Origin of the sequence: Dorea chungnamensis (genome assembly GCF_039832125.1) — a bacterium.
GTDB lineage: Bacteria > Bacillota > Clostridia > Lachnospirales > Lachnospiraceae > JAFBIX01.
The window spans coordinates 308,854-321,449 of sequence record NZ_JBDOHT010000001.1 but is presented as its reverse complement, the minus strand read 5'-3'; the positions used below and the strand labels follow the sequence as shown (position 1 = coordinate 321,449).

The 12,596-nt window shown below is 38.8% G+C and carries 8 protein-coding genes; 5 read left to right on the top strand and 3 right to left on the bottom strand.

What is annotated here, in order from left to right:
* Window positions 1–277 precede the first annotated feature (277 nt).
* From ABE613_RS01600 to ABE613_RS01580, 5 genes are all read left to right on the top strand, one after another.
* Entirely contained in the window at window positions 278–814 is a 537-nt protein-coding gene (locus ABE613_RS01600; RefSeq protein ID WP_347375436.1) for a DUF5697 family protein, read from the top strand.
* Window positions 811–1,482: a DUF6100 family protein gene (locus tag ABE613_RS01595; RefSeq protein ID WP_347375435.1), complete on the top strand. Its 672-nt coding sequence runs from the start codon at window positions 811–813 to the stop codon at window positions 1,480–1,482. The genes ABE613_RS01600 and ABE613_RS01595 overlap by 4 nt, the downstream gene beginning before the upstream one ends.
* A gap of 139 nt (window positions 1,483–1,621) precedes the next feature.
* The gene (locus tag ABE613_RS01590; protein ID WP_347375434.1) at window positions 1,622–2,728 is read left to right on the top strand and encodes a hypothetical protein; all 1,107 of its coding nucleotides are present in this window, start codon (window positions 1,622–1,624) and stop codon (window positions 2,726–2,728) included.
* Window positions 2,718–4,685 (top strand): VirD4-like conjugal transfer protein, CD1115 family, encoded by a 1,968-nt coding sequence (locus ABE613_RS01585; RefSeq protein WP_347375433.1) that lies wholly within the window; start codon window positions 2,718–2,720, stop codon window positions 4,683–4,685. Before ABE613_RS01590 ends, ABE613_RS01585 begins: the two co-directional genes overlap by 11 nt.
* A gap of 17 nt (window positions 4,686–4,702) precedes the next feature.
* A complete protein-coding gene (locus ABE613_RS01580) occupies window positions 4,703–5,629 on the top strand; it encodes a S1 RNA-binding domain-containing protein (RefSeq protein WP_235251025.1) in 927 nt (308 codons plus the stop codon).
* Between the two features lie 59 nt (window positions 5,630–5,688).
* Here the strand turns inward: ABE613_RS01580 and ABE613_RS01575 are convergent, their stop codons facing one another.
* The 3 genes from ABE613_RS01575 to ABE613_RS01565 form a co-directional block, all read right to left on the bottom strand.
* The gene (locus tag ABE613_RS01575; protein WP_347375432.1) at window positions 5,689–8,604 is read right to left on the bottom strand and encodes an SIR2 family protein; all 2,916 of its coding nucleotides are present in this window, start codon (window positions 8,602–8,604) and stop codon (window positions 5,689–5,691) included.
* Between the two features lie 368 nt (window positions 8,605–8,972).
* Window positions 8,973–11,834: an FtsX-like permease family protein gene (locus tag ABE613_RS01570; RefSeq protein WP_235250881.1), complete on the bottom strand. Its 2,862-nt coding sequence runs from the start codon at window positions 11,832–11,834 to the stop codon at window positions 8,973–8,975.
* Complete coding sequence (locus ABE613_RS01565) at window positions 11,824–12,558, bottom strand: ABC transporter ATP-binding protein (RefSeq protein WP_235250880.1); 735 nt, start codon at window positions 12,556–12,558, stop codon at window positions 11,824–11,826. The genes ABE613_RS01570 and ABE613_RS01565 overlap by 11 nt, the downstream gene beginning before the upstream one ends.
* Window positions 12,559–12,596 lie beyond the last annotated feature (38 nt).

Sequence of the window (12,596 nt, the reverse complement as noted above, 5' to 3'; positions counted from 1 at the left end):
TTTATCATGTTCCCCTCTTTTCTACAATATTCTCCATTTCTTATTATTGGCATAATAACGGCACACTTCTGCGATTGTAACGCAAATTTACCCATGCTAAAATAAGTATTGCTTATAGTTTTCTTATTTACCAGCACCTTTACCGGTGCTTTTTTTGTACCCCAAAATCGTACTGACAGCAGGCCACTATCTGTACGTACACCATACGCACAGAATCCTATACGCAGGCTGTACGTATAGATATACGTACAATTACAAATACGAAGGGAGACCATCTATGAAAACACGAGAACAGATATATAAAGGCGAAGGGGCAGCCCTTCTTCGGATTCTCACTACATATCACGCTTTGCATTATGAACAGGTGCTGCAGCTTTTTGATAAAAACAGAAATTCTATCAAATCTCTCATCACCAGTTTGACCAAACAGGGGCGGATTTACCATGATAAAGAACAGCATTTGCTATGCGACACTGAAGAGTCTGCTAATTCACCAGATATGGGAACTATTGCTGCCTTCTGGGTTCTGCTGGATTTTAAAAAGGCACTCATCTACCATACAAGCGGTGATTTTCCCGTCAAATTACATTTCTTTTCCCATGACGAAACCTATGAAATCATTTATGTTGCTAATGGGCAGGAAGCGTTGATGAACCATGTATTTGAAAGTATTCCTCCAAGGGAAGCATTACGAATCATCATCATTGAATCGGAAAAACAAGCGGGAAAACTTACGATTGATGGTGTGGTTGCCTACTGCATGGTCACCCCTGACGGCTCTGTCAGCTACTACCAAAAGAAAGAGGTTTCATGAACACAAATACAAGAATCATATTTCAGAGATTACAGGGTGTAGAAAGTGAAATAGAAAAACTCAGAAACATCCTTTTTGCGCTGAAAACTACAGACATTGAAAAATATGGTGCAAATTATGAAGCACTAAGCACCGATGCTGCCTTACGGTCAGAACGTATCACCTGCCAGCTCAGGAATCTGGTCTATATCACAGATTTCTCTGGCAAGAACAGTTATCTAAAACTTGCTGCAGATGCACAGGGAATCACCATTTCACAGGAACATGAGATTTTGTCTATTACCCTTCCCGGACTTCTTCCCAAAAGAAAAGTCCGCACCAATATGGCATTTCTCCATGAGCCCTTGAATTATGCTCTACAGGAATATGTAAAAAGCCATGACTTAGCTCTGTATAAAGACTGTGTGGTCTGCTTCAGCCAGATTTATGATCGTACTCTTTCCAGCCAAAGGGTACGTGACTATGACAATCTGGAATTCAAGCAGATTCTGGATACGATAGCGACTTACGTTTTATTGGACGATACCGGATTGTACTGTGATTCCTATCATACAACAGAATTGGGCAATGAAGATTCGACAGTTGTCTACATCATGGAGAAGTTTGCCTTTCCGGATTGGGTAAAAGCACATAAAGAGCTCTTGGAAACCATATCGGAAATTTCCTGATTTTCTTACCCTTATTTCCGACATAGGTAAAAAGAGGATTGAAGCATTATATTTCTATGCTTTTTCTACCAACTGACAAAAGCCATTTTACCCAAGTACAGGCTAACATCGGTAAAAAATGAATTGAGGTGATACTTATTTGCTAAGACCAGACACTCAGAAATTCAGGCTGCTGGAACTTATCGGAATCTGTGGGGAATTTCCTGCGGATCAATTGAATCGGCTTTTTACAAGTCCTTCTTATGCTGAAAAAATCATCACCGAACTGAAGGCTGAAAAGCTCATCCGCACCCACTATAAGGATAAACTCAGAGGATACCGACTGACCAAACGTTCCAAGGAACTGCTCCTCTCCTACTATCCTGACCGATTCCACTGCTATCTAAGTGGAAATACTGAGACTAATGTTATCCGAAGCGAACCGTCACGCCGCATCCGTCTTCATCAGAAGGCACAAACATACCTGACGTTGCTCCATGCCGGAATCCCATTTTATCCGGATGGAAAACCACATATTTTTTCTGAGGAACGCGAAGCTGCTTCCATCCATATACGAAGCCTTCCTTTATTTTATTCTTCCAGAGAAATTAAAGAACTTGGAGCGGTAACAACCAAAATCAAAAACTCCCGGAGTATGGGAATCCTGATGGCACCCCATTGTGTTTATGTTATTTACAATACTGGGGGCGGCATCCTCAAGTGGGAGTATAAAACCGAAGTGCGTCTCAATGCATTTCTGCAGCATTATCTGCAGGGATATCCTTACTCCGGACATCCGAAAATTCGTGCAATTATGCTTGGTGACAATATGGAAACTGCTTTCAAACTGCTGACCAGCACTGGTGGCTACAAGCGAAGCCTCTTTATACTGGACACCTCGTTTGAACATTTCCATTATCTCCCCAACGATCTTCAGGGGGAAACATTGATGCAGCTATTAGCAAACCTGGCAATGACAAAACAGCTTAACGAATTATTACTATCGGATATGAACTCTCGCCAGGAAGAAATACCACTGGAGCATGATGCAGTAACCAAAGATGGAAACCCTGCACTTCTTGCTTATGATTTTGACATGCAGCGAATCAATCGATTCAATACCGGACTGAATGTTTACGGCCTACACGGAAACCTGATCTGTTTTGATTTCCAGATCCCAGTTCTCAAAGAATACCTCACAGCAGACATTCAATTCTCCAGTATTGACCTTAACAAATTCAGAAGGGGGTTTTTACATGAACCGTAAATGGTGGAAGCTTATCTATCTGCTTCCAATCTGCCTCTGCACGCTTTATGCTGGAGGCTATGTGGCACAATTTATTTATAATTACCAAATCTGGAGTGATGCCGGAAACTTTGCTGGCAATGGTACTTACCCACAAGCAGCTTCCCTAACTCCCAATGCCTGCCTTATGGCACTGACACGATTTCCATATAACCTGTATGGGATTTTTTTATGCCTTCTTGCCTTTGGTCTTCTAACCTTCTTAGTGATGCGGATGGGATATGACAGAAATGGCGAAATTTTCGATAAGGAACGAAATCTAAACTACTCCACCAAGGGTACCTATGGAACTTCCGGATTCATGACTCCGGATGAGATGCATAAAGTTCTGAAACTTACCGATCATGTGAAGAAAAATAAGGGAACAATTCTTGGCAAGCTTAACGGAAAAGCGGTTTGCCTTCCTTATGAATCACGCATGAACCGAAATGTTGCAGTTTATGGTGCCAGTGGTTCCATGAAATCCAGGGCTTATGCAAGAAATATGATTTTTCAATGCGTTTCCCGTGGAGAAAGCCTGATCATAACCGATCCAAAATCAGAATTATATGAAAGTATGGCAGGATATCTGGAAAACGAAGGATATACTGTTCGGTGTTTCAATCTGGTCAATCCAGAAAACTCAGATGCCTGGAACTGCCTGATGGAAATAAATGGGCAAGAAACCATGGCACAGGTATTTTCTGATGTCATCATTCAAAATACCGGTTCTGCCAAAGGGGATCATTTCTGGGACAATGCAGAATTAAATCTTTTAAAAGCACTTGTTCTTTACGTGGAACAGGGATTCCCTCCAGAGTCCAAGAATATCGGTCAGGTTTATAAATTGCTGACATTGAGTTCCGAAAAGGAACTAAATAGTCTTTTTGACCTGTTACCCGTATCCCATCCGGCAAAAGTCCCTTACTGCATCTATAAGCAGGCAAGTGATACGGTAAGATCCGGTGTGATCATCGGTCTGGGTGCCAGACTGCAGGTTTTTCAGAATAAACTGATCCGACAGATCACATCTTATGATGAGATTGACCTGACACTTCCGGGAAAAGAAAAATGTGCATATTTCTGCATCACTTCCGATCAGGACAGTGCCTTTGACTTCCTGTCATCCCTGTTCATGACTTTCGTATTCATCAAGCTGGTACGATTTGCAGATAAACATGGTAAAAATGGGCGTTTGCCGGTCCCTGTTCATATCCTGGCAGACGAGCTTGCCAATACAGGTGCTATTCTGGAACTGAACAAAAAGATCAGCGTCTGCCGATCAAGGGGACTAAGCATTTCCTGTATCTTTCAGAACCTGCCCCAGATGCAGAACCGTTATCCATATAACCAATGGCAGGAAATCATCGGGAACTGTGATACCCAATTATTCTTAGGATGTACAGATGAAGTCACTGCAGAATTCATCAGTGCCAGATCCGGAGATGTAACGGTAGGGGTTAGTTCTGAAGCCAAACAGCTCAATACTTGGCGGGTATCCGACTATTCTCCAGAATACAGAAAAACCCAATCCATTGGAAAACGCAAACTTTTAACTCCGGATGAAATTCTCCGTCTTCCACTGGATACCGCTCTGGTCATTCTACGCGGGCAAAAAGTTTTGAAAGTAGAAAAATATGATTATACCCTGCATCCAGATGCCAAAAAGCTTGTCACAAAGAAAGCATCGGAACATATTCCAAAATGGCAAGAAAATGGACAAACAGAAGAATATGACTACCTCCCAAAGCCACTAGCAAAATCTCAGAAACGGCGTACTTATACAACATCAAAAAAGACAAAAGAACCGGTCCTCCCGATTCAGGACCCCGTCTATCAGGAACCAGATTATGATGACTTTTCAGAAGATCTGTTAAAAGATAATTGGTCAGATTCGTCTGAAATGGTTCCTTTAGATAAAAATTCCATCATGTCATAAACGAAAGGAGAACATTTATGTCAAACGAAATGATTACCAACACTACTGTATTAACTCTTGATTCCGATACCGTATTGGAAACTGCCCAGTCAAAGGCGGATCTGATCTGGCATGAAATCCAGAACGCATACCGTACCAGGAAGATCCTGACTGGTATGCTCGGCGGAATTGAAAAAACGGAAACCGGCAGTCTAATCGCAATTATTTACTACAAAGATTTCCGGACTGTCATTCCAGTCACAGAAATGATGATCAATCTGGTACAGGATGATGCCCATGATTATGGGGAACTGTCCCTACGCCAGAATAAGATTCTCAACAATATGCTAGGCTGTGAGATTGATTTTATTGTAAAAGGACTGGATGCAAAGACGCGCAGCATTGTAGCAAGCCGTAAAGAAGCCATGCTGAAGAAACGACAGATTTTCTATCTGGAGAAAGATGCAAACGGCACCCCAAAGGTACACGAAGACCGTGTCGTGCAAGCAAGAGTCGTTGCAGTCGCTGAAAAAGTGGTACGTGCTGAAATATTTGGAGTGGAAACATCCATCTTGGCCCGTGACCTTTCTTTCGACTGGCTCGGCGACGCCAGGGAACGCTTTCATGTCGGTGACCATATCCTGGTACGTATACTGGAAGTAAATACAGAAGATCCGGAACATGTCACCGTCCGGGCAGATGTAAAAAGTGTGGAAGGCAATACCAGTAAGGAAAACATGAAGAAATGTAAAGTCCAAGGGAAATATGCCGGCACTGTAGAAGACATTCACAAAGGTACCGTATTTGTCCGGCTCTCTATTGGAGTCAACGCCATTGCCCACTCCTGCTATGACAGTCGTACCGTTGGAAAGAAGGACAACGTCTCTTTTGTCGTAACTCATATAGATGAAGAACGGAATGTGGCAGTAGGAATCATTACCCGGATTATTAAACAGAATCTTTAAATAAAGCAGGGAGTCGGCACTTGGTCCGCTCCCTGTCAAAATTAATTGGGTTCTTCATTTTATGCAAAACCTCTTAGCTCATCATCATTCAATAACAAACCATATACTATTTTTTGCTGATCCCTTGTTTCTACACCCATGTCAAAAAGATTTTTCAAATTCTCTGAAAGCAACTCATCTTTATGAGATATAAAATAATCTTTATATAATGGGGAGTAAATAAGATTTTGCCACATATAATTGCTAGTATCTATGTGTGAGTAATCATAATCATTAGGATTTAGCATAAACTGTAAATACTCCGAATAATGTTCATACGGTTTCAATAAAGTCAAATCAACATTAAAACCAATTAGTTTTAAAATAATACATTCTTCAATAGACGTCGTAAGCCAATCAGGATAAGTACGCATTCCCGGCTTTTCTTTACGCCTTTTATCCTCATTTTTTATAGTATCAATAAATCTATTGATTACTGTATCACTATAAGGAAGTATTTTTTCTATAAGCAAATCAAAGAGAAATTCAGTACGAATTAACTCAAGATTGCTATTTAAAAAACCTTTATATTTCTCTATCGGTAAAATATGTCGAAATAAAACAATTCTTCTTATTTTTTTGCTTTTATCTTCTATTAATTCAATATTTGTAATAAGACGATTTTTTGTTTCATCTTTAGCATATAAAGAAAGATTCTTTATCACTCTTGAAAGCATCGTGCTATGTCTTTCTTCGATTACCGGATAAACCTCTTCCAAAAGTATAGTATCAAGTAAATTCCCTTTTATCTCATTTGCATATTCAACCTTCATAGTATTCACAAGATAATTTAAGCCTTCAAACAAATCTGAGGCTATTCCTGGACTGTCCTTTACTACTTCTGTGAACATATTTGTAAATATATTCATAAGCACTTTCTTACTATTGTTATCCAGTTCTACCAAACATACAATAATATGAAAATTATACAGATACTCTATCCATTTTCTATGTTTAAATCTTACAAAACTGGCACACAAATTTTTATACTTTTGAATAATATCAATTTCATTTTCAATTTCTAAAAACTGGACTGAATACTTCTCTAGTAGTGCTTTTAATGATTTTGGTGTTATATATTTTATGAACATATCAAAATCAATTTCGTTAATCGGATAATGCCTACGGTCTGTTGGAATAAACACAGTATCTGGTTCAACAGCAGCAATTGGAGAATATGAACACATTATTGCTTTTAAATAATAAATTAAATAATTTTTAGGTTCTGCAAAATAGTCGAATGGCAAGAAATTCTTTTTAAAGAAAAAATAATAATCGTAAGCATATGCCTGGATATCCCATATATATGTATAACTATGTCCAGAATACCAAGTATTACTGTTATACTTATATCTTTCTTCTTGTTTTTCGACCAATTCACTCATTTTTAACATATTTTTTGCAGATGACTCAAAAAGCTTTTTTAGATAATTTATTGCACTATGGTATTTTATAGGAACAGTATTAAATAGTTGTTCCAATTCCTTAGTTTTGGAATCTTGTCTATTAAATAGTGTTATTGTGGCCACACGAACACGCATTTTATGAAGGAGGATTGCAATATAATCATCTGATGCAATGGTAAAAGCCTCCATCTCAATGATTTTTTCAAGTTCAGCATCACAATTGCCCACCAAATGATAATAGTATATTTTTTCATCTGTGTCTGAACATGCTTGTACTTGTTTTAATAGTTCTACGTAATCATTATTAAGATATAACTGAAAATTGGTATTCTCTTCTGTTATTAAAGGAATACTTTGGCTTAAGTCATCTTCAAACAAGTGGATTGCAGTTACTCCAGCTCTTTGGAACGTATCTATTATTCCCTGTACATTATTAACAATAAGCGCAGCAATTTGCTCATACCATTCCTTATCATAAAATACTAGTTCCGTACTCATAAAAGTAGTATGACCTAAAGGTTGAACTTGAATTAAATCTTCAAAAGAAACCTTTCTATATGATTCTAGCACATGGTACTTTTCAATCAATATCTCAGATAGTGGGATATATTGTTGAAATATTTTCGAATCCGTTATACATCTTAGAAACGAAAAGAGCTTTTGGCCTGTTGGATTTGTAAGTGATACAGGTATAGACACTTTTTCCATTAAATTATCTGGCAATGAAGACAAATCAACCACAAAAATACTTTTATCTTCAAGTCGCACTCTCTCATATTCAGATGGTGCTTCTGAACTTACCAAGAAATTAGAAGGTCTTTCAGCCACACCATAAAATTTTCTAAAATAATTAATCCAACCAATAATTAAATTCAAATTATAATCGTTTAAAGAATACCCTAAAAACACAAATGTATGATTAACAAGAAGCGAACGTATAAAAGTACTGATCAATGTGTGTTTCTGCTCATAGTCAAGGTAATCACTTTCTTTCAAAACTATTGAGTTTGGTACCTTTAAATCTCCATGCATTTTTATAATATAACGCTCATTTGATTTTGACAGCAAATCGCTATCCTGAGATACAACAGTATAAAGCTGTGCATTCAAATTCGCAGAATCTTCTAAAAGTGAATCATAATTTGTTGTTATAATATGATGAGGTAAAAGATTAAAAATTTCATCATCTATTGAGTTTGACATCTTGCCAGAGCTCAGCGTATTTTGAATCAAATTATAATACTCGGTATTATTATCTGATGTGTCTTTCTGATAATAATATTCCGGAATCCGAAGGAACTCATCCTGCGTAAATGCATAACGTTCTTCACAATCCGTTTCTGGACAAATTTCTTTTCTTTTTTTGCAAAAATCACATCTATCATAACCAATTTTGTCTGCAATTATTTTTATCAATTCCCACCAAGTGGGAACATTTGAGTTTTTAGAAACTCCTGCTCCCACAAAAACAATTAGCTGATTGTTTTCTTGTGCTTTCTTTATTGTTTTAATTGATTCTATCCAATCCATTATCTGTTTCTCCAAAACTATTAAATTATTTATCTTACCTACATATTATTCATCTGAAAAATTCAACCCGCTCAATTGAATTTTTATTTCAAGTATATCATTTTTCTGCTTATGTTATCAAACAATCACTCTCCTTTTTTCCCTTCTTCCAGTTGTATTCTTCCGATTAGGAATAAAACCCTAATATCTTGAAATCTACAAGACTTAAACCGACTCATTGGTCCATATTTGTTGCGGCTTTGACCTACTTAGATAACCGACATAATAAGAAATAGCATCCACGATAACCCTAGGAAAGTTTGATGGATGCTATGCCTTAACATAGAAATAAATTAAATTTTACTGAGTGCATCAGATCTTGCATCTGATTACCTTTCTGAGTTCATTATACACTGGGGTCTTGGAGTTTTCAAATCCCTTTTAATATATAACATCTTTGGTATCATCGCGCAGATTCCAATCAGGCATCCTATCCCTACAATTAACCACCCCACTGGATAGGTGAAGACAAAATACGAAAGCTTATCTTCCATATAAAAACGAATCAAGTACAAAATCCCGTTTCCCACAGTCAACATCAAAGCCACAACGGCTAAACAATAATACAATCCTTCCACTGTCAATAACTTTCGTTTCTGCCTTTTGGTCATCCCTATACTTTCCAAAATTTCCAGTTCTTTTTTTCTCGATATAATCTCCGTAACCATAACATTAAAATAATTCGCCACTCCCGCAAATAACAACACGACACTTATACTTCCAAGGATTAAACGATTCCCCCGAATATAATTTGCTGCTTCTGCAAGCAAATCTGACTTACTGATACAAAAGATTCCTGCCTCCCCGGTCTCACCATCCACTTTGTTGCCGGTCATCTCCTCACGCTTACGATTCTCTTGAGATAAAATATTCTGAATCTCAGTTTTAATCTGCGGTTCCTTCTTTTGATCCACATTAAGTTCCATATAAAGGGTCTTTTTCTCCGTAGGCAGCTTCGCAAATCCTTTTTCACTGATAAGATAATAAATCAGTCCTTCTGAACCGTGCCAGGTCTGGCGTATATTCGGAAAACCTTCTGCTCGATTATCCAGATAGCCACATAGCGTATACGTTTCTGACTGAATTTCAGAAAACATTTCTGTTGTCTCCATAGCGTCCCATTCCTCTGAACTCAACTGATTCCATAAAATCCATGCTTCTTTTGACAACATCTTAGTAAAAAAAATCGGTTCTCCTATACTTTCCTTTGCCAATTCCTCCTGCTTGGGCGATAATTGATGGTCATGAAGAATCATCACTCCAGTACCATTCTTCAGGTCTTCCATATCTATCGATAAATGATTGTCCTGTACATACTGACTCAGACTGGTGATTTCTTCCTCACTCAATATCTGAATTACATCCGCATCCACTCCTTCAACCATCGAATAATCATAACTGTAGCCGACTCCTTCTTTCACCTGTTCCTCAACATTAAAATAATTACTTACCAATGGACGAATTCCTTTTTGAGAAATAGTAGAAATCATATAGGCTCCTTCCATAACATATGACTTTTCTTCATCCACTCCTTCAAGGCTTAATAATTGCTCCCTGACATCCGAAGAAATAGGTGAAAACTCATCATATGCATTTCCATATAACAGACAGAAATTATCGCCTTCTGTCTCCATCGGATCTTCCCCTAAATCTCTCGACTTATATTCATTTCCATATCCTTCCTCTTGCCCCCAATCACTGAATTCCCCAGCGATCAGAAAATCCGGTCGCTTCTCTATCACATGAACATAATCACTGCCTCTTGAGATAACAACAACTCCTAAGCAAGCTTCCATACCTAAAAACAAAGAAAATATTGTCAATAAGAAACGAATCCTGTATCTGGTCACATTCTGCCATGCCATATACCATAATTCTCCATTTACAGTTCTATTTCTTTTTTTGCATCTTATCAGGGTCTGTTCTTTTCCGAATCCTCCCCACTTTTTCTTCCTACTTGTCCTATTCTTGATCAGCCCGGTATAATGTATACTTCCCATGCAGGACAAATTTACCAAATGATGTATGACGCCTGCCGCTGCTCCCATCGTAAGTGTTATCGTAAATACCACTGCAGCCACCAGAAATTCTGACCGGAATACCCTGAACTCTTTTGCACCTCCAAACCCACTTAAATACTGATTTCCCAATATTTTCGGTATCACGATCACCAGAATGAATACCGATGCAAATGCTCCCACTAGTACCCCTGGAATCATAATTCTCCGTATCTGCCCAAAATATATTTTCCGTATTTGTTTTCTTGTCGTCCCAATCGTGTTCAACAGACCCATTTGGCGAATATCCTCTGTCATAGAAATCTGCATCACATTATAAACAAGGAAAAACATACCACTCAGTATCACCAGCGCACCAAGAGCCGCCATGCCATAACTCCCTGTCAGACGATTTACCGCATCATAGGTATAAGTGTTGGATACAGTAATTTTCAGTTCAGATGTCTTTCCTGCCACATCTTGATATAGCCGTTCCTCTGTCTCCCTCCAGTCCATATTGTCAGACTGGCAAATCAATAAATCTGCTTTTTCCTGAATACTATATCCCCAATCTTTCAGTTTCGCTTCTGAAATATAACCAATGGCCGAACCAGATGTGTCATCCACATAATCAGAATACCATCCACTAAGGCAGAATTCTTCCTGCTCTGTTCGAAACAGTCCGATTGTTACTGTAAGACGAACCTTCATTCCTTTCTCTGGATCATCGATTCCCATGCTTTTTAATGCTCTTACCGAAAGCATAATCTCCTGCTTTTCCTTCGGATACTGTCCGTAAATATCTGTGTAAGCAGGTTGCATCATCTTCTCCCAGGCCACATCATCCAACACCTGGATTTTGCAGACAGGCTGCTCTTCAAAAGCTGCAGTACCTACGGACACACAACGCCCCACCTGTTTCACATAGCTAAGAGAACACACCTTCTCATACTGAGACTCATCGGCATCTTCGATACAGGCAGATGCTGTCGTTCCCGCCGCCCTTACTGCTTTCATATATTCTGCCTGCACCTTACCAAAAGATATTCCAAATACCATCGTCAACGTAATAATGCATAAAACAATTGCTCCCATGAGAATCCGGTTTCTGCCCTTATTAAATCTGCCAAACTCTTTGGAAAGCATTCGAATCACCTGTCTGTTATTGTTCGGAGTAAAGCCATTACCTGTCATAACTTACCTCCTGCTCACAGACTGCATTACTTTTATCCATGATACTTTCGTTTTGACTACCCTTACAGATTCTTCCATCTTCTATCCTGATTATACGATCTGCCATCTGTGCTACTTCTTCCTGATGTGTCACAATAATCACAGTTTGATGAAATTTTTCTGCACAGATTTTTAGAAGTCCCATTACTTCCATGCTGGTAACAGAATCCAAACTGCCGGTGGGTTCATCTGCCAGCAGGATAGCAGGCTTTGCCAAAAGTGCTCTGGCAATTGCCACCCTCTGCTGCTGACCGCCTGATAACGTCTGTGGTAATCGGTCTAATTGCTCACGTATTCCCAAAAGTGCAGTCACCTCATCCAGCAGCTCCTGATCTATCTCTGCTCCGTCCAGCCGCAGCGGAAGTATAATATTCTCACATACACTAAGAACTTGAACTAAGTTATACTGTTGGAAAATGAAACCGATATTCCGTCTGCGAAATACAGTTCTCTCTTCATCCTCCATGTCTTTCAGGCTGTTTCCCCGAATCCATACCCCGCCTTCTGTCGGTATGTCCAGTCCCCCAAGCAGATTCAAAAGAGTTGTCTTTCCGCTTCCCGATGTTCCGATAATTGCTAGAAATTCTCCCTCCTTCACAGAAAGACTTACTCCGTCTAATGCATGAACTTCATATGTATCAGTAATATAATATTTTTTCAGGCCAACGGCTTTCACAATTTCCATAAACACGTATCTCCTATCTTGTATTTGGCAATTCTCCC